The organism is Amycolatopsis sp. FU40 (genome assembly GCF_021903635.1).
GTDB lineage: Bacteria > Actinomycetota > Actinomycetes > Mycobacteriales > Pseudonocardiaceae > Amycolatopsis > Amycolatopsis dendrobii.
The window spans coordinates 2818873-2838934 of record NZ_CP091381.1 but is presented as its reverse complement, the minus strand read 5'-3'; the positions used below and the strand labels follow the sequence as shown (position 1 = coordinate 2838934).

Annotated in this window: 15 protein-coding genes; 8 read left to right on the top strand and 7 right to left on the bottom strand. The window is 70.2% G+C overall.

All coding sequences use genetic code 11. The annotated features are described in order from the left end of the window. The first annotated feature begins 25 nt into the window (after nucleotides 1–25). Nucleotides 26–484 carry a hypothetical protein gene (locus L3Q65_RS14060; protein ID WP_237599914.1) on the top strand — a complete coding sequence of 153 codons (459 nt, stop codon included), beginning with the start codon at nucleotides 26–28 and terminating at the stop codon, nucleotides 482–484. Between the two features lie 75 nt (nucleotides 485–559). On the opposite strand, the gene L3Q65_RS14055 is transcribed toward L3Q65_RS14060, so the two are convergent. Then, nucleotides 560–4867, bottom strand: coding sequence for a GH92 family glycosyl hydrolase (locus L3Q65_RS14055; RefSeq protein ID WP_237599913.1), 4308 nt, complete (start codon nucleotides 4865–4867; stop codon nucleotides 560–562). 328 nt (nucleotides 4868–5195) lie between these two features. On the opposite strand from L3Q65_RS14055, the gene L3Q65_RS14050 reads away from it, so the two are divergent. Together L3Q65_RS14050 and L3Q65_RS14045 are read left to right on the top strand one after the other, a co-directional pair. After that, complete coding sequence (locus tag L3Q65_RS14050) at nucleotides 5196–5852, top strand: bifunctional 2-polyprenyl-6-hydroxyphenol methylase/3-demethylubiquinol 3-O-methyltransferase UbiG (protein WP_237599912.1); 657 nt, start codon at nucleotides 5196–5198, stop codon at nucleotides 5850–5852. Next, entirely contained in the window at nucleotides 5852–6484 is a 633-nt protein-coding gene (locus L3Q65_RS14045) for a class I SAM-dependent methyltransferase (RefSeq protein WP_182889221.1), read from the top strand. Before L3Q65_RS14050 ends, L3Q65_RS14045 begins: the two co-directional genes overlap by 1 nt. 3 nt (nucleotides 6485–6487) lie before the next feature. Here L3Q65_RS14045 and L3Q65_RS14040 read toward each other — a convergent pair whose 3' ends face one another. Together L3Q65_RS14040 and L3Q65_RS14035 are read right to left on the bottom strand one after the other, a co-directional pair. Next, nucleotides 6488–7792: a M20/M25/M40 family metallo-hydrolase gene (locus tag L3Q65_RS14040; protein ID WP_182889222.1), complete on the bottom strand. Its 1305-nt coding sequence runs from the start codon at nucleotides 7790–7792 to the stop codon at nucleotides 6488–6490. After that, on the bottom strand, nucleotides 7785–8612 hold the full coding sequence (locus L3Q65_RS14035) for a M55 family metallopeptidase (RefSeq protein WP_237599911.1): 828 nt from the start codon (nucleotides 8610–8612) through the stop codon (nucleotides 7785–7787). The genes L3Q65_RS14040 and L3Q65_RS14035 overlap by 8 nt, the downstream gene beginning before the upstream one ends. A 188-nt stretch (nucleotides 8613–8800) precedes the next feature. On the opposite strand from L3Q65_RS14035, the gene L3Q65_RS14030 reads away from it, so the two are divergent. From L3Q65_RS14030 to mptB, 5 genes are all read left to right on the top strand, one after another. Continuing rightward, complete coding sequence (locus L3Q65_RS14030) at nucleotides 8801–10585, top strand: ABC transporter substrate-binding protein (RefSeq protein ID WP_237599910.1); 1785 nt, start codon at nucleotides 8801–8803, stop codon at nucleotides 10583–10585. Nucleotides 10586–10727: 142 nt separating this feature from the next. Next, nucleotides 10728–11756, top strand: a complete 1029-nt coding sequence (locus tag L3Q65_RS14025; protein ID WP_182889225.1) for an ABC transporter permease — start codon at nucleotides 10728–10730, stop codon at nucleotides 11754–11756. Beyond that, a complete protein-coding gene (locus L3Q65_RS14020; protein WP_182889226.1) occupies nucleotides 11753–12673 on the top strand; it encodes an ABC transporter permease in 921 nt (306 codons plus the stop codon). The genes L3Q65_RS14025 and L3Q65_RS14020 overlap by 4 nt, the downstream gene beginning before the upstream one ends. Beyond that, nucleotides 12670–14325 carry an ABC transporter ATP-binding protein gene (locus L3Q65_RS14015; protein ID WP_182889227.1) on the top strand — a complete coding sequence of 552 codons (1656 nt, stop codon included), beginning with the start codon at nucleotides 12670–12672 and terminating at the stop codon, nucleotides 14323–14325. Before L3Q65_RS14020 ends, L3Q65_RS14015 begins: the two co-directional genes overlap by 4 nt. 90 nt (nucleotides 14326–14415) lie before the next feature. Beyond that, entirely contained in the window at nucleotides 14416–15966 is a 1551-nt protein-coding gene (gene mptB / locus L3Q65_RS14010; RefSeq protein WP_237599909.1) for a polyprenol phosphomannose-dependent alpha 1,6 mannosyltransferase MptB, read from the top strand. Nucleotides 15967–16008: 42 nt separating this feature from the next. Here mptB and L3Q65_RS14005 read toward each other — a convergent pair whose 3' ends face one another. The 4 genes from L3Q65_RS14005 to L3Q65_RS13990 all read right to left on the bottom strand — a co-directional run bounded on the left by L3Q65_RS14005 (nucleotide 16009) and on the right by L3Q65_RS13990 (nucleotide 19988). Further along, nucleotides 16009–16818: a hypothetical protein gene (locus L3Q65_RS14005; RefSeq protein WP_237599908.1), complete on the bottom strand. Its 810-nt coding sequence runs from the start codon at nucleotides 16816–16818 to the stop codon at nucleotides 16009–16011. Between the two features lie 104 nt (nucleotides 16819–16922). After that, nucleotides 16923–17528, bottom strand: coding sequence for a short chain dehydrogenase (locus tag L3Q65_RS14000; RefSeq protein ID WP_182889230.1), 606 nt, complete (start codon nucleotides 17526–17528; stop codon nucleotides 16923–16925). After that, nucleotides 17525–18394 carry a helix-turn-helix domain-containing protein gene (locus L3Q65_RS13995; protein WP_237599907.1) on the bottom strand — a complete coding sequence of 290 codons (870 nt, stop codon included), beginning with the start codon at nucleotides 18392–18394 and terminating at the stop codon, nucleotides 17525–17527. Before L3Q65_RS13995 ends, L3Q65_RS14000 begins: the two co-directional genes overlap by 4 nt. Before the next feature lie 61 nt (nucleotides 18395–18455). Further along, nucleotides 18456–19988 carry a hypothetical protein gene (locus L3Q65_RS13990; RefSeq protein WP_237599906.1) on the bottom strand — a complete coding sequence of 511 codons (1533 nt, stop codon included), beginning with the start codon at nucleotides 19986–19988 and terminating at the stop codon, nucleotides 18456–18458. Between the last annotated feature and the right edge of the window lie 74 nt (nucleotides 19989–20062).

Genomic DNA, 20062 nt, shown 5'->3' with positions numbered 1-20062 from the left:
AGGCCACCGAATAAGCTGGTCGGCGATGGAACACGTCAGAGTGGAAGCGACCGGGACGGGCAACTATCTCGATCCTCGCGCGTATCTCGGCCTGCTGCCCGCGCTCTCGGCCGAGCTTCCGCCCGGCGCCCGCGCATTCGCCGCCGACCCGGACCACTACAACTTCTCCGGCAAGCGATGCGTCAAAGACCTCGTGCTCGACACGCTGGAGCGAGGCACGACGGACGGCGAGGACTGGCTGCGACTCGGCTTCCGCCACAACTGCTGGAAACACGAAGAAGACCTGAGCATCCGCTACATCGGCCTCAGCAGGCTCGCGGCCGACCCGGCCGGCTGGACCGGCTTCGGCCCGGTCACGCTGGACGAGATCCTGCCCCGCGAACACGGCTGCAGCCACGAGATCGGCTTCCTCGCCGGATCCCTCACCGTCTTAAGCCGCGACTTGACCGCGACCTGGACCGAAGCCGACTGCCCGGACAAGTAGCCGATACACCGCAGGCCAGGCACCCGGAACGGATCCGAGCCCCTGGCCTGCGGCTATCTGCTGGAATTCAGCCGATCAGAGCTTCGCGCACTGCCCCGCGGACGGACCGCGGACGGTGTTGGCGAGGTCGTGATCGGTCGGGGCGGGCGAGTTGCCCGTGCAGGCCAGCGGCCCGCCCACCGTGCTGCTCGCGATGACCGGCCCCTGGTTCCCCGTCAGGTTCACCGGGCCCGAGATGTCGGTCAGCTCGATCGACACCGGACCGGTCGAACCGGTGATCGACACCGGACCGGCCACCTTCGTCCGGTTCAGCACCACCTGCGCCGCCCCGGCCGCCGCGACCGGACCGGTGATCTGGCCGCCGCGCACGATCAGCGAAGCGCCGCGCGCCACGTTCACCGGACCCGACACCGTCGCGCCGTTCAGGCACACCACCCCGCTCGACACGGTCAGCGGGCCGTTCTGCACGCCGGTCAGCGTCTTGCCGCACGAAGCGTCCGGACGGCCCAGCAATTCGAACTCCGCCAGCGTCGCCGGACCGCCGGCGGTCGCGGTGACCTCCAGCCGGTAGTAGGCGTAATGCGCCGGGTTCTTCACCGCGAACGCCCGGGTCTGCTGCCGCCACGGGAAGGACTGGTCGGTCTGCTGATCGGCGACCGTCCAGGTCTTCCCGTCGTACGACCCCTTCAGCGTCCAGCTCTTCGCGTCGCCCGCGCCGGTGCCGGAGGTGAGCGTGTAGTGCGTGACCGCCTCGTCCGTCGACTTCAGCTGGTACTGCACCGCCCCGGTCACCTTCGCCTGCGTGCGCGAGGTGTTGTCCAGCAGCGCCGACGCGTCCGAACCGTCCGAAGTGGACAGCGTGCCCAGCCCCGGCCCGGTCTCGTCGTGCAGCGGCGTCGGCACCGCGTCGCCGGTGGTGATCGACTTCGGCGCGTCGCCCGCGCCGGTGCCCCACGTCGACGGGTTCGGGCCCATGTCGAAGTCGAGCGTGGCGCCGTGGGCGAGCACGTCGTGCGGCAGCGACGTCGACGTCCAGTTCTTCCCGTTGACCTTCAGGCCCTGGACGTAGACGTTCTTCGCCGAGTTCTTCGGCGCGTTGATCACCAGGTCCCCGCCGGGCAGGTGCACGGTCGCCTTGGTGAACAGCGGCGACCCGATCGCGTAGTCCGGGCTGCCCATCTGCAGCGGGTAGAAGCCCAGCGCGCTGAACACGTACCACGCGGACATCTCGCCGTTGTCCTCGTCGCCCGCGTAGCCCTGGCCCAGTTCGCTGCCGGTGTAGAGCCGCGACACCGCTTCGCGCACCTTCGCCTGCGTTTTCGCCGGCTGGCCCGCGTAGTCGTACATGTAGAGGATGTGGTGCGAGGGCTGGTTGGAGTGGCCGTACTGACCCATCCGCACGTCCCGCGCCTCCCGCATCTCGTGGATCACGCCGCCGTAGCTGCCCGGGTAGTTCGCGGTCTCCTGGTCGGCGAAGAACTGGTCGAGCTTGGCGCCCAGCTTGTCCTTGCCGCCGTAGAGATTCGCCAGTCCCTGCCCGTCCTGCGGCACGGTGAAGGCCATGTTCCAGCCGTCGGTCTCGGTGTAGTCCCCGCCCCACTGCCGCGGGTCGTAATCGGCCTTGGCCTTGGTGAACTTGCCGCTCGCGTCCTTGCCCTGGAAGAACCCGGTGCCCGGGTCGAACAGGTTCACGTACTGCTGCGCCCGGCTGGTGAAGTACTGGTAGTTCTCCAGGTACTCCGCCTTGCGCGGATCGTCCGCCTTGGCCTGGTCGTACATCTTCTTCGACAGGTTCGCGATGCCGAAGTCGTTGACATAGCCCTCGATCGCCCACGAGAAGCCCTCGCCGGTCGAATTCGGGGTGTACCCGAGGAAAATCGACTGGTCCAGACCCTTGCGGCCGACCGCCGAGTTCGGCGGCGTCACCGTCGCGTTCTTCAGCGCCGCGTCGTAGGCCGACTTGACGTCGAAGTTGGTCACGCCCTTCTGGTACGCGTCGGCGAACGCGACGTCGGAGCTGGTGCCGGTCATCAGGTCGGCGTAACCGGGGGAGGACCAGCGCGCGATCCAGCCGCCGTCGCGGTACTGCTGCACGAAACCGTCCACCATCTTGCCCGCCATGTCCGGCGTGAGCAGCGAATACGCCGGCCAGGTCGTGCGGTAGGTGTCCCAGAAGCCGTTGTTCGCATACGTCTGGCCGTCGACGACCTTCGACCCGGTCTGCGTCGCGGTGTCCGTGCCGGTCTTCGGCGACACCGGGCTGGCGTACCGGTACTTCGGCGCCTCCTTCGTGCCGACGTTCTCGAAGCCCTCGTTCGGGTACAGGAACAGCCGGTACAGGTTGGAGTACAGCGTCTCCAGCTGGTCCTTCGACGCGCCCTCGACCTCGATCACGCCGAGCTGCTTGTCCCACGCCTGCTGCGCCGCGTCCCGCACCGCGTCGAACCCGGCGTTCGGGGCGATCTCCTGCTCCAGGTTCTTCTTCGCCTGGTCCACGCTGATCAGCGACGTCGCGATCCGCATCGTCACCGTCTTGTCCGCGCCCGCGGCGAACCGCAGATAACCGGTCACGTTGTCCCGGTTCTGCCCGGTCAGCTTGCCGCCGGTCGTGACGGGCTTGTCGAACGTCGCGTAGACGAACATCCGCCCGGCGCCCGCGGACAGCCCGCTCTTCGCGTCGGAGTACCCGCTGAGCGTGCCGTGCGCCGGGTCGAGCGTGAGCCCGCCGGAGTTGTTGACGTTGTCGAAGATCAGGCTGGAATCGTTGCCCGGGAAGGAGAAGCGCATCATGGCCGCGTGATCGGCCGGCGCGATCTCGGTCTTGATCCCGTTCTGGAACGTGACGCCGTAGTAATGCGCCCGCGCCACCTCGTTGTCGTGCGTGAACGGCAGCGCCCGCTTGTCGCGGCTGGCGTCCGGCACCCCGGTCGCGGCCGAGGGCATCACCTGGAAGCTCTGCCGGTCGCCCATCCACGGGCTCGGCTCGTGGCTCACGCTGAACGCCTGCAATGCGGGAAGATTGTCCGCGTTGTTCTGCGAATGGTAGTTGTACAGCCAGCTCGCCGAACCCGCGTCGGTCACCGGCGTCCAGAAGTTGAAGCCGTGCGGCACCGCGGTCGCCGGGAAGTTGTTGCCGCGCGAGAACGTGCCGTTCGCCATGGTGCCGCGAGTGGTGAGCACATTGTCGCTGGGCCGGGTGCTGGCCGGCGGCGTCGGCGTCGCGGAGATCTTCAGATCGTCCAGCCAGCCCGCGAACTGCGCCGGGCCGTTCGGGTTGTCGTAGCCGACCGCGATCCGGTCGATCGTCTTGCCCGCCGCGACCCGCCCGATCGCCGACCGCACCAGGTTCCACTGGTTCGCGTACAGGACCTTGCTCGCGCCCTGCCCCTCCGGCGTCAGCGGGAACCCGTACTGGTCGGTCGCGCCGAGATCGCGCAGATGCGTGCCGTCGGTGAAGTCGAGGTCGACCGCGACATTCGTGCTCGGGTATTTCAGATCGCCCTCGGCGAACTGCGGTTGCACCTTGTACGACAGTTCGGTCGTCGCGGTCACCGGGAGGTCGACGTCGTAGACCTTGTTGTAGGAGTAGCCGTGCCCGGCCTTGGGCTGGCTCCCGGAGTACCGGAACGCCTTCTTGCCGGTGAACCCGACCCGGTTCTTGTTGGTATAGCCCGAATTCGGGCCGGAATCCACGACGCTGCGCATGTTCGGCAGCGGCGGCGGGGCCGGATCGTCGTTGGCCAGCAGCAGCTCCGAGAACTGCATGATGTCGTCGCCGTGATTGCGCGTGACGTCCATCTGGTAATACCGGTACGGCGCGCTCGGCGCGGCCAGCTTGTAGTCGTTCTGCTGGAACCGCTTGTCGAACGACTGGCCCGACTGCTTGTCCAGATCGGTCCACGTCTTGCCGTCGTCCGAACCGCGCAGCGTCCAGTCCTGCGGGTCGCGGCCGGGCGCGTCGTTGGCCGAGGACACCGCGTAGTGCGTGATCTTCACCGGCTCCGACAGCGTGAACGTCACCGACGCGGCCGGATCCCACGACAGCCACTTCGTGCCCGTGCTGCCGTCGATCAGGTTCGCGGCGACCTCGCCGCCGCCGGTGTTCTCGCTGGTCGCGCTGATGTCGGTGACCTTGCCCCGGATGTCGCCGGGGATCGCGGTCCCGTTCGCGCCGTCCACGCCCGAAGCCCGCGGCTTCCCGGCGGCGTCGGTGTCGACAGCGTCCTGGATCGGTTGCGGGTCGTTCGGCTCGAACGACGAAACGAAGTCCGGCGGGGCGGCCTCGCCCGGCGCGGCACCGGCCGCGGCGGGCAGGACGACCAGGCCCGCCGCCGCCACCGCCGCGGCGAGCACGGCGTGCAACGGTCTGGCGCTTCGGGGCATCGTTGCTCCCAGTTCGTCAGGGGATCGGGGGCCCGGGACTTCGGACGTCCCGGGGCCCCGGAAGCTCAACGCGCGGGTGACATCGATGTCAAGGCCGCCCCGCAAACCTGACCGGAAACGGACAACCCGCGGCGGCCCGGCTACGGCAACCGGGTGCCGCTGCCCTCGGACCGCCCCGCCACGGCATTGGGGTTTTCTCGGGAGCGCGCGGGGCGGCGGGTTCCCTCATGTACTTCACCGGGACCCACGCGACCCAGCCGGTCCGCGAAGCCGCCGCTAGCCCGGTCGAGCGCACCGGAGCCGAGGCCCGGCGGGTATAACAGAGTCCATGCCAGACGACGCCATCGATCCCGACGAGGAAGCCCGCCGCCGGGCCGGACTCGCCCTCGCCAACGGCAACCCCACCGGGTGGTTCGAGCCCCTCTACGCCGCGGCGGAAGCCGGCGAGGCCGTCCTGCCGTGGTACCGCGGCGAGCCCTCGCCGGAACTCGCCGCCTGGGTCGCCGGGCGGCCCGGCAACGGGCGCCGCGCGCTCGTCGTCGGCTGCGGGATGGCCGACGACGCCGAACTCCTCGCCGCAGCCGGATACGAGACGTCCGCCTTCGACGTCTCGCCCAGCGCGATCAAAGCCGTGCTCAACCGCTTCCCGGACACCGTCGTCTCCTACCGCACCGCGGACCTGCTCACCCCGCCCGCGGAATTCCACTACGCCTTCGACCTGGTCGTGGAGATCATGACCGTCCAGTCGATGCCCAAGGACGTCCACGACCCGGCCATCGCCTCGGTGTCCGGTTTCGTCGCCCCGGGCGGGACCCTCGTCGTCGGCGCGGTCGCCGAGGAAAGCATCGACCTCGACACCTGGGAAGGGCCGCCGTGGCCGCTCAGCAAGGCCGAGGTCGAATCCTTCGCCCGCGACGGCGTCACCGTGACCTCGCTGGACCGCGTCCGCGACGACAGCCGCTGGTGGGCGGAGTTCAGCCGCTGATGCCCGAGGACCGTCCCGCGACCAGCCACGAACGCCACGCGGGCCGTCCGTGGGACGAGTCCTATCAGGACGGTCCCGCGCCGTGGGACCTCGGCCGCCCGCAACCGGCGATCGTCGAACTCGCCGCCGAGGGCGCGTTCCGCGGCACGGTCCTCGACGCCGGATGCGGCACCGGCGAGAACACGCTGCACCTCGCCGCCGCCGGACTGTCCATTGTGGGCATCGACGTCGCGGAAACCGCGGTCGCGCAAGCGAAACAGAAGGCCCGCGACCGGGGAATCGCGGCCGAGTTCGCGATCGGCGACGCGTTCCGGCTGTCCGCGCTGGACCGGACGTTCGACACCGTCCTCGACTGCGGCCTGTTCCACACCTTCGACGCCGGCGAGCGCCAGACCTACGTCGCCAGCCTCGCGTCCGTCACCGAACCGGGCGCGAGGCTGCACATCCTGTGCTTCCGCGAAACCGGCGCGGCCGCCGGACCGCATCCGGTCGCCCGCGCCGAGCTCGAAGCGCCTTTCCGGCGCGAAACCGGCTGGCGCATCGAAACCCTGCGCGACAGCCGGATCGTCGCGAGATTCGCGCCGGACGGTCTTCCGGCCTGGCTGGCGACCGTCCAGCGCGTCACTGCGTGAACCTCAGCAGGACTCCAGGAACCGCGTCAGCACCCGCGTCCCGAACCGCAGCCCGTCCACCGGCACGCGCTCGTCCACACCGTGCGCCATCGCCCGGTACGGGAAGCCTTCCGGCAGCGCCAGGGGAGCGAAGCCGTAGCACGCCATCCCCAGCTGGGTGAACGCTTTCGCGTCCGTCCCGCCGCCCATGCAGTACGGCACCACGACCGCTTCCGGGTCCTCCGCCCGCAGCGCCTCGGCCATCGCGTCGAACCACGGCGAATCGACCGGAGCCTGCACCGGCGGCTGATGCGCCACGAATTCCCGCGCGACACCCTCGCCCAGCAACGAATCCACCACCGCGAACAGCTCGTCCTCGGTCCCCGGCAGCACCCGGACGTCGACCTGCGCGGTCGCCGTCGACGGGATCACGTTCACCTTGTACCCGGCTTCGAGCATCGTCGGCGTGGTGCTGTTGCGCACCGTCGGCACGACCAGCGACCCGGCCGCTCCCAGCCGCGCCACGGTGTCGTCGACCGCGTCGCCCGACGACAGGTCCACCGGCACCCCCAACGCGGCACCGGTCCGTTCCAGGAACGCCCGCACGGTCGGCGTCAGCTGCACCGGCCAGCGGTGGTCCGCGATCCGCTGCAACGCCCCGACCAGCCGCACGACCGCGTTCTCCGCGTTCGGCCGCGACCCGTGCCCGGCCCGCCCGCTCGCGGTGAGCCGCAAGTGCGCGGTGCCGCGCTCGGCCGTCCCGACCGGGTAGAGCCGCACTTTCCGGCCGTCCGCGGCGGGCACGTGATAGCTGTACCCGCCGGACTCGCTGATCGCCGCCGCGCAGCCCTCGAACAGGTCCGCGTGCTCCTTGACCAGCCAGTGCGCGCCGTAGTCGCCGCGGTCCTCCTCGTCGGCGACGAACGCCAGCACGAGATCCCGCCGCGGCCGCAGCCCGGAAGCGACGGCGGCCAGCACCATCGCGCAGAAATCCTTCATGTCGACCGCGCCGCGGCCCCACAGGAACCCGTCGCGGACCTCGCCGGAAAACGGCGGTACAGACCAATCGGCGGCCCGCGCGGGCACCACGTCCAGATGCCCCTGCACGAGCAGCGCGGGCAATGCCGGATCGGCGCCCGGGATCCGTGCGACGACGTTCGACCGCTGGAGCTCGGGCTCCAGAATCCGCGACGGAACCCCGTGCCGGTCAAGGAATTCGGCGACGTACTCGGCGGCGAGCCGTTCGCCCGCCGCCTCTCCGCCGCCGTAGTTGGTGGTGTCGAACCGGATCAGGTCCGCGCACAGCGAAACAACGTCGATCTCAGCCATAAATGCCCTGCACCGCCCCTGCCGCGATGGCCGTGACCACCTTGAACGCCTTCATCGCCTCGGTCATGCTCGGCGCCTCGAACGCGACGCGCCGCGTCCCGGTCTGCTCCACGGTCGGGATGACCGCGGTCGCCTGCGCCAGATGGCTCGCGTCGAACTCGACCTCGATCCGGTGCCGTCCCGGCGTCCGCTCGGTCCGCCCGGCCAGCCCCATCGCCTCGCGCGCGCCGGTTTCCAGCAGGTGCGCGGTGCGCGCCGGCGGCAGGCAGATCGCCGCGTACCGGCTCACGCATTCCTTGACCTGCACCAGTTCCGCGTCCGGCGCGTACTCGCGCGCGTCCTCGCAGGTCTGGTCGTCGCCGCTGACCAGCAGCACCGGCACGCCGTACTCGCCGGCCATCGCGGCGTTCAGCCTGCCCTCGCTCGCGGGCACGTCGTCCAGCCACACGCCGGTGATCTGGTTCTCCAGGTAGGTGTGCGACAGGACGCCGTCGAACCCGGCCCCGGCGTGGTAGCCGAGGAACACCACACCGTCCACACCGGAATCGATGCCCTGCATCATCGACAGCGGCTTGTGCCGCCCGGTCAGCATCCGCGCGCGTTCGTCGAGGTCTTCCAGCAGCAGGTTGCGCTGCGACGAGTGCGCCTCGTTGACGAGCACGTCGGTCGCGCCCGCCGCGTACAGGCCGGCCAGCACCGCGTTGACGTCGCCGGTGAACATGCCCCGGAACCGCTGCCACTGCGGGCTCCCGGGCACGACGTCGTCGGTCCAGGTGACCCCCGTGGCGCCTTCCATGTCGGCCGAGATCAGGATCCGCATGCCGGGCACTCTAGTGATCCGCGCCGCGACCATAACGATCGGACACGCAGCGGCGCCGTCACATATTGCGCGCTTCCCGCCGTATGTGGTTACTTTTCGTCTCTGGGGTCGGGGATTGACGATGGGGTGGTTCTCAAGTGCGAAATAAGCACAGGCGGCACGGGTTGCGCCGCGTTTTCGGTGTCGTGATGGCAGGAACGCTGGCGATTCTGCCGCTGGCGGGCACTGCGACGGCACAAGCGGCACAACAGCAGGGGCAGCCGAAGGTGCTGCGGGTCGCGTTGACCACTGGTATCGACCACTTGAACCCGTTCACCGCCGGGCTCGCCGCGTCGACCCAGGTCGGCCGGTTCATCTACGAGTTCCTGACGATCCCGTCGCAGGACAAGGCCGAGCCCGCCCCGGCGCTCGCCGAATCGTGGACGACCTCGCCGGACAAGCTGACCTGGACCTTCAAGATCCGCAAGGGCGCGAAGTGGTCCGACGGGCAGCCGGTCACCGCGAAGGACGCCGCGTTCACCTTCAACCGGATGCTCACCGACTCCACCGCGCGCACCGCGAACGGCAACTACGTCGCGAGCTTCGAATCGGTGAAGGCTCCGGACGACACGACGCTGGTGATCAAGACCAAGACCGTCCAGTCGTCGATGACCCTGCTCGACGTCCCGATCGTGCCCGAGCACGTGTGGTCGCAGATCAAGGACCTGAGCGATCCCAAGACCGACACGATCCCGGTCGTCGGCGTCGACGACGGGCCGTACCAGATCACCGAGTACAAGCAGAACGAATACGTCAAGTTCAAGGCCAACAAGAACTACTGGCGCGGCGCGCCCAAGGTCGACGAGCTGCAGCTGCTGGTGTTCAAGGACGTCGAGGCCGCGGTGAACGCCCTCAAGCAGGGCGAGGTCGACGTGATCAACCGGCTCACCCCGACCCAGTTCGACGCGCTCAAGGGCCAGCCGAACATCGAGCTGAACAAGGCCCCCGGCCGCCGCTACAACGCGCTCAACATCAACTTCGGCGTCCAGAACTCCGAGAACAAGCCGATCGGCAACGGCAACCCGGTGCTCAAGGACATCCGGCTGCGCCAGGCGATCGCCCAGTCGATCGACGTGAAGACGATCGTGGACAAGGTCGCGGGCGGCTACGCCCAGCCCGGCGGCGGCGTGATCCCGCCGATCTACTCGGCCTACCACTGGGATCCGGCGCCGGGGGAGGCGCGCAAGTTCGACCTCGCCGCCGCCAACGCCGCGCTCGACGCGGCCGGCTACCCGAAGGGCCAGGACGGCATCCGCACCGCGCCCGGCGGCGCCCGCCTCGAACTGCGGCTCACCGGACACGCGAACCGCGCGGGCGACCAGCGGCTCGCCCAGTACATCACCGGCTGGCTGCACGACATCGGCATCTCGGTGAAACAGGAACTCGTCTCCGACGACGAGCTGAACGACCGCACCAACGCGGGCAACTACGACCTCGCGATCTCCGGCTACGCGAACAACCCGGACCCGGACTACTCGCTGGCCCTGCACACCTGCGCCGCGCGGCCGAACGCCGAGGGCAAGGGCGCCACCACCGACACGTTCTTCTGCGACCCGCAGTACGACGCCCTCTACGCCAAGCAGCTCGCCGAAACCGAGCCGGCCGTCCGCGCCGGCTACGTCAAGCAGGCCCAGGCGCGGCTCTACAGCCAGGCCGTGAACGTCGTCTACGACTACGACGACGCGCTCGAGGCCTACCGCTCCGACAAGTTCTCCTCGTTCGGCAAGCAGCCGCAGCCCGAGGGCTCGATCCTCGAGCAGACCGCCTACTGGGGCGTGTACGGCGCGGTCCCGGCCGACGCGTCGGCCGCGTCCTCGGACAGCGGTTCCGGCACGACGGTGTGGATCGTCGTCGGCGCGGTGGCGCTCGTCGTGCTCGTGGGCGGCGGCATCGCGCTGTCCCGCCGCGGCAAATCCGCCGACGACCGGGAGTGAATCCGATGTTCCGCCAGTCGCCTGCTCCGCCCCGGCGGCCCGGGAAGGAGTCCTTGCGGGAATCCAAGTCCCGCAAGGAGTCCTTCCCGGCGCGCGAGTCCGTGCGGGGAACCCGGACCGTCCAGCGGAAGGGGAACCGCGGGTGAGCCAAGCTTTAGCCCCGGACCAGGCCTCGGTGCTCGCCGACCCCGACGAGCACCGGGGCGGGACCGGGACCCTCCGGTTCGTCCTCACGAAGATCGCCGAAGCCGCGGCCAGCGTGTTCCTGGTGATCGTCCTCGGGTTCTTCCTGTTCCGGCTGCTGCCCGGCGACCCGGTCGCGTTCATGGCCCGCGAACGGCCCACCGACCCCGGCCAGATCGCCGAACTGCGGGAACGGCTGGGCATCGACAAGCCCGTCCTGGCGCAGTTCGGGAACTACTTCGTCGGCCTGTTCCAAGGCGACTTCGGCGAGTCCTACATCGAACGCCGCCCGGTGCTGGACATGATCGGCGAACGGCTGTGGCCGACCGTGCTGCTCGTCGGCAGCGCGACCGTCCTGGCCGTCGCGCTCGGGCTGTGGCTGGGCGTTCGCGCGGCGTGGAAGCGCGACAGCTTCTTCGACCGCGCGCAGACCGGCATCGCGCTGACCTTCTGGTCGGTCCCGCAGTTCTGGCTCGGCCTGCTGCTGCTCGTGGCCACCAACGGGCTGTTCCCCAGCCGCGGCATGCACTCGCCCGACGCCGCGCCCGGATTCCTCGCGCAGAGCCTCGACGTGCTGCACCACCTGTTCCTGCCGTGCCTGACGCTGCTCGCGGTGTTCTACGCGCAGTACATGCTGGTCATGCGCTCATCGCTGCTGGGGGAGATGAACGCCGACTACCTCACCACCGCCCGCGCCAAAGGCCTGCGCGACGACCTCGTCCGGCGGCGGCACGCCGTCCCGAACGCGCTGCTGCCCACCGTGACGCTGATCTTCATGCAGTTCGGCATGGTGGTCGCCGGCGCGGTCACCGTCGAGGCGGTGTTCAGCTGGCCCGGACTCGGCCAGCTCACCTACGACGCGCTGCACGGCCCGGATCTTCCGGTGTTGCAAGGGGTTTTCATCGTCCTCGCCGGCGCCGTCGTCCTGATGAACCTGTTCGCGGAGCTGCTCTACCGCGTGCTCGACCCGAGGGTGCGTACCGCATGACCGCCGCCACCGGAACCGCGAACGAAAGCGCCCGCGCGATCGCCTGGCGCCGCCGCCGCGCCGGAATCGCCCGCACCTGGCACGAATTCGCCACGCAGAAAGCCGCGCTCGCCGGGCTCTTCCTGCTCGCGCTCACCGTGCTGCTCGCCCTGGCGCTGCCGCTGATCAGCGACCCGAGCGGGCTCGACGTCACCCGCGTCACCGGCACACCGCTCAGCCCGCCCGACAGCCAGTTCTGGCTCGGCACCGACATCGACGGCCGCTCCGTGCTGCTGATGACGTTGTGGGGCACCAGGATCTCGCTGCTCGTCGGGTTCTGCGCCACCGTGCTCAGCGTGTTCATCGGCACCCTCATCGGGATCACCGCCGCGCACTTCGGCGGCTGGGTGTCGGCGATCCTGTTGCGGTTCACCGACTTCTTCCTCGTGCTGCCCTCGCTGGTGCTCGCGATCGCACTGTCGGCCGTGCTGCCGCGCGGGATCTGGACGATCGTGCTCGCCATCGGCGTCACCGCCTGGCCGAGCACCGCCCGGCTGGTCCGCGCGCAGACGCTCACCATCGAAAGCCGCCCCTACATCGAACGCGCCCGCGCGCTCGGCGGCGGCCACCTGCACGTCATCACGAAACACGTGCTGCCCGGCGTCGCCCCGCTCGTGCTCGCCAACACCACCCTCGTGGTCGGCAACGCGGTCATCGCCGACGCCACCCTGTCGTTCCTCGGCGTCGGCGACCCCACCGCGATCTCCTGGGGCGGCATGCTCGAAACCGCCCTCAACAACGGCGCGGTCACCCGCGGCGCCTGGTGGAACCTGCTCCCGCCGGGCATCGCGATCGTGGCCGTCGTCCTGATGTTCACCCTCGTCGGCCGCGGCCTCGAAACCGTGCTCAACCCGCGGCTCAAAGGACGGCACTCGTGACCGCGCTGCTCGAACTGAAAAACCTCGGCGTCACCTACCGCACCGGCGGCGGCGACGTCCCGGCCGTCCGCGGCGTGGACCTCCGGCTCGACGCGGGCGGCACGCTCGGCGTCGCGGGGGAGTCCGGCTCCGGCAAGTCCACCGTCGCGATGAGCGTGCTCCGGCTCCTGCCGCGCAGCGCGAAGATCACCGGCGAGGTCCTGCTCGAAGGCGAGGACGTCAACGAGATGCGCTGGGGCCGGCTGCGCGCGGTCCGCTGGGCCGAGGCGTCGGTCGTGTTCCAGGGCGCGATGCACGCGCTCAACCCGGTCCGCCGCGTCGGCGAGCAGATCGCCGAACCGATCCGGCTGCACGCGCCCGAGGGCAAGACCCCGTCCGAGGCGCAGGTGCGGGCACGCGTCACCGAACTGCTCGAACAGGTCGACCTGCCGCGCTCGCGGGCGGGCGCGTACCCGCACGAACTGTCCGGCGGCCAGAAACAGCGCGTGATGATCGCGATGGCGCTGGCCTGCGAACCGCGGCTGGTGATCGCCGACGAACCGACGACGGCGCTCGACGTCATCGTGCAGGCCCAGGTGCTGTCCGTGCTGTCGAAACTCGTCGCCGAACGCGGCATCGGGCTGGTCATGATCAGCCACGACCTGTCCGTGCTCGCCGCCACCTGCGAACGCATCGCGGTGATGTACGACGGCGAACTCGTCGAGGAACGCCCCAGCGCCGAGCTGATGTCCTCGCCGCGGCACGAACACAGCAAAGCGCTCGCCGCGGCGTTCCCGACGGTCGGCGACCCGGTCTCGCGCTACGCCCCGGCCACCGCCACGCCGCTGCCGCCGGAACCGGAAGAGCGCGCCGGCTCCGAGGAAGACGCGCCGCTGCTCGCCGCCGAGAACCTGCACGTCACGTTCCGTGACCGCAAGGGCAAGCGGATCCACGCGGTCGACGGGGTGCACCTCGAGGTCCGCCGGGACGAGATCGTCGCGCTGGTCGGCCAGTCCGGCTCCGGCAAGACCACCCTCGCCCGCACCCTGCTCGGCCTGCAGAAACCTGACTCCGGCACGGTCCGCTACGCGGGCAAGCCGGTGCCGTCGGGCGGGGCCGGGCTGCGCGCGTACCGGCGGGAAGTCCAGCTCGTGCTCCAGGACCCGACGAGCGCGCTGAACCCGGCCCACACGGTGTACGAGGCGGTCGCGGAAGGCCCGCGCATCCACGGGCTGCCGAACGAACGCGACATCGTGCTCAGCGCCCTCGAATCCGCCGAACTGCGCCCTCCGGAGAAATACCTCGGCCGGCTCCCGCACGAGCTGTCCGGCGGCCAGCGCCAGCGCGTCGTCATCGCCGGGGCCCTCGCGCTCGAACCCTCGCTGCTGCTCGCCGACGAGCCGGTGGCCTCGCTGGACGCGTCCGTGCGCGGCGAAATCCTCGCGCTGCTGCTCCGGCTGCGCCGCCGGCTCGGCCTCTCCGCGCTCGTCATCACCCACGACCTCGGCCTGGCCTGGAACATCGCCGACCGGGTCGCGGTGATGTTCCGCGGCGAGCTCGTGGAAACCGGTACCGTCGAACAAGTCCTGCTCGACCCGCGGCACGAGTACACGAAGTCGCTGCTCGCGGCGCTCCCCGGCGGCACCGCGCAGCGGACCGCGGCCGACCGCTGACCGCGGCCCGCTCCGGGCGCGCGCCGAACCGGCCGCGCCCGGAGCCCGCGCGGGGCCAGCCGACTGCACCCGGTAATCTTCTGGATCGAAATGGCCACTACTATCGACGACGCGCAGCCGAACGCCGGCAGTCTCGACCGGCAGTTCCTGACGCCTTCGCGCTTCCCCTACCGGACCATCGCCATGGGCACGGTCGGGAGCGCCCTCCTCATGCTCGCCGCGCTCGGCGCGGGCGGCATCCTCATCCGCGACCCCGTCCTCGGCCACGGCCCGCTCTCGTGGGTCCGCTACGGCCACGGCCGGGCGCTCGCCAACGCGCTGCTCTACAGCGGCTTCGGCCTCGTCGTGTGGGCGTGGGTCCGGCTCGGCCGCTACGCGCTCGCCGGGCGCATCGGCAGCAAGCCGATCCTCATCGCCGCGCTGTGCTGGATGGCGCCGCTGATCGTGTCGCCGCCGCTGTTCACCCGCGACGTCTTCTCCTACCTCGGCCAGGGCGCGCAACTGCTCTACGGGCTCGACCCGTACGCCAACGGCCCCGCCGAACTGCCCGTGCTGCCGAACGTCGTGCAGAACGTGCACCCGCTGTGGCAGACCACGCCCGCTCCGTACGGGCCGCTGTTCCTGCTGATCTCCAAGGGCATCGTCTCGATCACCCAGGACCACATGATCGCCGGCGTCATTTTGACGCGGCTCGTCCTGCTCGTCGGGCTCGGCATGACGCTGTGGGCGCTGCCGCGGCTCGTCAAGCACCTCGGCGGGAAGCTCCCGGTCGCGCTGTGGGTCGCGGTCGCCAGCCCGATGATGGTCATCCACCTCTTCGGCGGCCCGCACAACGACCTGATGATGCTCGGCTTCCTCACCATCGGCATGCTCGCCGCCCTCGAACGCAAGCACGTCGTCGCGGTCGTGCTCGTCACCATCGGCATGCTGATCAAGCCGACCGCCGCCGTCGCGCTCCCGTTCATGGTGTGGATGTGGGCCGCGGACATGAAGGGCCCGTCGAAGACGAAGAACTTCTTCAAGGCCGGGGCCGCGTCGGTCGGGCTGTTCCTGCCGGTGTTCGTCGTCGGCACCTGGGTCTCGCTCGGCTCGCTCAACCTCGGCTGGTGGTCCGGCCTCAAGGCCCCGCAGCTCATCACGAACTGGCTGAACTTCCCCAGCGGCATCGGCGAGGCGGTCTACAACCTCGTCCACCTCATCGCCAACGTCCAGCCCTCGCCGTTCGTCACCGTCGCCCGCGCCATCGCGATGGTCGGCCTCGTCGTGTTCGGCGTCCGCCAGTGGTGGCTCGCCCGCGGCGGCGGCAAGGAAGCCGTCTACCGCGCCGCGATCACCCTGCTGGCCGTCGCGATCCTCATGCCGCCGACTCTGCCCTGGTATCTCACCTGGGGCTTCGTGCTGATCTCCGCGTTCCCGTGGGAACGGCGGAACCTGTCGGCGATCGTGGCGATCTCGGTGTTCGTGACCCTCGTGTACTACCCGACGGGGGAGCAGGCGCTCTACGACTGGTGGTTCATCGCGATCGTCGTCGTGGTCAGCCTCTACGCCGCCGCGTCCCTGCTGCGCCCCGACCCGCTCGGGCTCGTCGCCGCGTGGCGGAAGAAGCCGAAGGACGAGGAGTTCCTCCCGAAGCAGTCGTGAGTGTTGGCGCCGGTTCTCACCGGCGCCAACACTCACGAGCCCCTACCTGCGGTCCGCGCGGTAGTTCCGGAACAGCAGGTACGTGTCGAGAATGTCCGCCGGATCGCTCTCCACCGACCGATAGATCCCCCACTTCGGCCGCACGTAGTCGCCCTGATCCGGCAGCTTCACCCCGGTCTTGGCACCCTGCGCGGCGATCGGCGCACCCGCACCGGCGCCGCTGCGGATCACGCACGCCGCCGCGCCCGCATCGCCCGGAGTGAGCGTCCACTCGACGGTGATCCACTTCTCCCGCAACGGAGCCAGCTTCGCCGCCGCGATCGACGGGGAACCCGGATTCGCGTAGGCACGAGCGGAAATCATCTCCACGCCGCCGTCCCGGACCAGATCGAGCGTCACCCACGGCCCGTCGTTCGTCGCCGGGGTCTTCGTCTGGAAGATGTGCGTGAACCGGCTCGTCCCGTGCAGGCTCGCCGGAACGAACATCTCGTAGGACAGCTTCCACGTCTCGCCGTTGTGCATCTTCAGCGCGGAACCGTTCTGCACCATGCCCTTCGTCTCGGTCCGCTGCCGATCACCGCCGCCCGTGGTGTCGCGGTCGTCGCGCCAGATGTTGAACCGGTAGTGATTCCCCTCCACCACCACGTACTTGCGGCCTGGGTGCAGACCGCCGCGATCCGCTTCGACGCCCTCGAACGCCTTCAGCCCGTCCTTCACCGGATCGGGATGCCACAACGGGCTCGCGGCGGTCGCGCGACGCGCCAGCGGACCGGTCAAGAACGGGACGGCGAGAGCTGATCCGGCGATCGTGCGCAGCGCCGTACGGCGCGGGAAACCAGGGGAATCCGGCATCACGGGAGTGGCCTTTCCGAACAGGAACGAAAGGGGCACATCGGCCGGCGGCGTCGTACATCCGATGTCTGGCAGGTCAAAGGTAAGAGTCTTGCCGAACGGGGTCAAGCGTAGGCGCGGACGACCGTCCCCGTGCCGTCCGTTTCGACACAGTCCAGGTAGTGCCGCACCAATTCGTCCATCGGAATCGGCCGCATCCCCGGGAACTGCCCGCCGAACTCGTCCGCCGAATCGCCGACCATCGTCGGGCTGACCGCGTTGACCCGCATCCCGCGCGGCAGCTCGATCGCCGCCGAGAGCACGAAACTGTGCAGCGCCCCGCTGATCACCCCGCCGCCGGTGACGTGCGGCCACGCCTCGTCGGCGAAAATCCCGGACGTCAGGGTGAACGACGCGCCGTCCGCCGCGTGGTGCTGCCCCTGCAGGACCAGCTCGACCTGCCCGTAGAACTTCGCGCGCATGTTCTCGTGCAGCTCCGCCGACGTCAGCTTCGCGAACTCGTCCAGCGCACCGTGCGCGGCGATGCTCACGACCGCGTCCACGGCTCCGACCTCGCGGTACATCGCCGCGATCGTCTCCGGCTCGGCCAGATCGACCCGCACCTCGCCCGACGCCCGCGCGGCCACGACGACCTCGTGCCCGCGCGACCGCAGCTCCGGCACCAGTCGTTTCCCGATCGTCCCGGCGCCGCCGACCACAAGAATTCTCACTGCACCCTCTCCTTCGCCACGGGTTCCGCAAAACCTCGGGCCAGCAACGCGAGCGCGTCGGCGTCCGGAGTGTCCGGCAGGGCGTAGAACAGGCCGAGCTGCTGATCGTCGTCCGGCAGCGTGACCGTCTCGTTCGCGAGCGTCAGACGTCCGACCACTGGATGGTCGAGTTCGCGCACGTAATACGAACAGGTCCGGACCGGCCGCTTCGCCCACCTGCGCGCGAACTCCGGGCTCTCCACGGCCAGCCGCCCGACAAGCTGTTCCAGCACCGGATCGTCCCGATGCCGCGCGACCGCCTGATGCAACGCCGCGACGGTGACCGACGCCTTGTCCGCCCAATCCCGGTACAGCGCGCGATGATGCGGGTCGAGGAACAGCATCCGCGCGATGTTCGGGCGGATCCGCTCGTCCGGCGCCTCGAACGCGACATGCCCGGCCAGCAGCGCGTGCCCGAGCCGGTTCCACGCCAGGACATCGGCCCGGTGATCGACCACCACGGCGGGCATCGCGGGCATCGCCGCGAGCAAATCCCGCACCGCGGGCCTGAGCTTCGTCCGCCGGTGCCCCGGCCGAACCGCCCGCCGAGGCGCCGCCAGCGCCCGCAGATGCTCGTGCTCGGCCGGGTCCATCCGCAACGCCGCGGCCAGCGCGTCGATCACCGCGTCCGAGGTACTGCTGCTGGCCCCTTGTTCGAGCCGCGTGTAGTAGCTGACGCTGACCCCGGCCAGCTCGGCCAGTTCCTCCCGGCGCAGCCCGGGAACCGCGCGCCGGGTCCCGCCGGGCGCGATGCCCGCGGCCTCCGGCGTCAACCGCTCGCGACGGCTGCGCAGGAAACCGCCGAGTTCGTTGCTTCCGTTGCTCACCAGACCATCCTGGCGAACCGCCGGATCCGCCGCCTGCCCCAGACCGGGATACCCCGCGGCGTCAGAACATCTTGCTCAGCACGTCGTGCCAGGCGGTGACGGTCTGCGCGAGCTGCGCGCCGGTCTTGGCGGCCTCGGTCACCGCGCTCAGCGCCAGCTTCGCCCGGCCGCGCTTCTGCTTCTCGCCGGGTTCCGCGGCGGCCTCGGCGATGTCCTTGACGTGGTAGAGAAGTTCCTCGCGCTCGTCGTCCGGCAGCTCCGGATCCTCGCGCACCGCGGCCGACAGCGCCTCGATCGCCTCGGCGAGCCGGTCGTCCCGGCCGGCGACCGGGGCGAGCACGGTCGTGATGTCCCGGACCGTGCTGTTGAGGACGAAGTTGCTGTGCGTCACGTCGCCGCCGATTTCGATGCGGTGGCCGGACTGCGGCGCGGAATCCCGTTTGTAGTCGGCCATGTTGCCGAGCACCTCCGTCAGGTAGTCGAGAGCGATGGTGACGTAAGCCAGATAAACGCGGGCGAAGCTCCCGGCGCTGAGCTGGTCGGTGTTCCACCGCGCGACCCGCTGGAACCCTTCGGCGCCCTTGGCCAGCCGGCGGCGGATCTCCTCGGTCACGAACCCGTCCAGCACCCCGCCGTCCAACCGCCAGCCGGCGCGGAACTTCGCGGGCCACGACCCGGTGAGCGCCCTCTCCCGCAGCTTGGCGGCGTTCGCGAGGAACTCCCGGAGGTCCTGCTCCATCGCCTCGCCCGACACGTGCTCCTTGAACCGGGCCTCCTTGGGCCGGTGCATGAGCGGAAGCAGCTTGGGCCGGGGGAGCGCGGCCAGCCCGTCCGCGACCGCGACGAGCGCGGCGTGCAGGTCGCCGAGCAGGGTTTCCCATTCGCCGGGCGGGAGGACCGCGATCCCCGCGCCGTCGTCGGCCCGCCCGTAGCGGGTGTGCACGCTGTCCCGGAAGCGCTGGGCCAGCTCGCCGGTGAGCGCGGCCAGCAGCCGCTCGGCTCCGGGATGGACGTCCGACACCAGATTCCGGCGGGCGGCGGCCCACGCGAGCATGTCCTTGACCTGGCTGGCGGCCTCGCGGGTCAGGCGGGTGCCGGTGCGCTCGGGACCCCACCAGACGTTGAAGCGGCCCCAGTCCTCCTCTTCCTGGAAGTACCGCCCCGGTTCGCACAGCCGCTCGGCCGGCGGGCTCAGCACCTTCGCGTGGGCGCGGGCTTCCTCGGAGACGCGGACCGGGATCGCCGCGATCACCTCGCGGATCGTCCGCCGGGCGCGGTCGGCCCCGGACACGGCTTCGCGCACCGTGCCGTCCAGCGACAGCTTCAACGGCCCCGGATGCCGGGCCGCCGGCAGCTTCGCCTCCCGGGTCGCCCGCTGCCATTCGGCCGCCCGCGAGGACCGCTCGCCAAGGGTTTTGTCCTTGGCGGACTTGGCGTTCGCCGCGACCGTCGTCTTGTTCTTCTCGTACGCCTTCGACGCCAGCCAGAGCCCGCCGCCGATCAACGCGATCCAGACGACGACGTTGAACCCGCCGGTCACCGCGTGGTCGACATCGCTGTCGGCAGCCGCGGCGATCAGCACCACGACGATCACGGCCGCGATCGCACACCCCAAAACGCCCCCCGCCCGGCCCGCACCGGGAGTGCGACCGCCGTCACAGCATGATG

What these genes read in the sequence shown, in the direction of transcription:
- L3Q65_RS14020 (WP_182889226.1), top strand. Translation starts at nt 11,753, where the DNA reads ATGACCGCCGCCACCGGAACCGCGAACGAAAGCGCCCGCGCGATCGCC.
- L3Q65_RS14060 (WP_237599914.1), top strand. Translation starts at nt 26, where the DNA reads ATGGAACACGTCAGAGTGGAAGCGACCGGGACGGGCAACTATCTCGAT.
- L3Q65_RS14050 (WP_237599912.1), top strand. Translation starts at nt 5,196, where the DNA reads ATGCCAGACGACGCCATCGATCCCGACGAGGAAGCCCGCCGCCGGGCC.
- mptB (WP_237599909.1), top strand. Translation starts at nt 14,416, where the DNA reads ATGGCCACTACTATCGACGACGCGCAGCCGAACGCCGGCAGTCTCGAC.
- L3Q65_RS14045 (WP_182889221.1), top strand. Translation starts at nt 5,852, where the DNA reads ATGCCCGAGGACCGTCCCGCGACCAGCCACGAACGCCACGCGGGCCGT.
- L3Q65_RS14055 (WP_237599913.1), bottom strand. Translation starts at nt 4,867, where the DNA reads ATGCCCCGAAGCGCCAGACCGTTGCACGCCGTGCTCGCCGCGGCGGTG.
- L3Q65_RS14005 (WP_237599908.1), bottom strand. Translation starts at nt 16,818, where the DNA reads ATGCCGGATTCCCCTGGTTTCCCGCGCCGTACGGCGCTGCGCACGATC.
- L3Q65_RS14035 (WP_237599911.1), bottom strand. Translation starts at nt 8,612, where the DNA reads ATGCGGATCCTGATCTCGGCCGACATGGAAGGCGCCACGGGGGTCACC.
- L3Q65_RS14040 (WP_182889222.1), bottom strand. Translation starts at nt 7,792, where the DNA reads ATGGCTGAGATCGACGTTGTTTCGCTGTGCGCGGACCTGATCCGGTTC.
- L3Q65_RS14030 (WP_237599910.1), top strand. Translation starts at nt 8,801, where the DNA reads ATGGCAGGAACGCTGGCGATTCTGCCGCTGGCGGGCACTGCGACGGCA.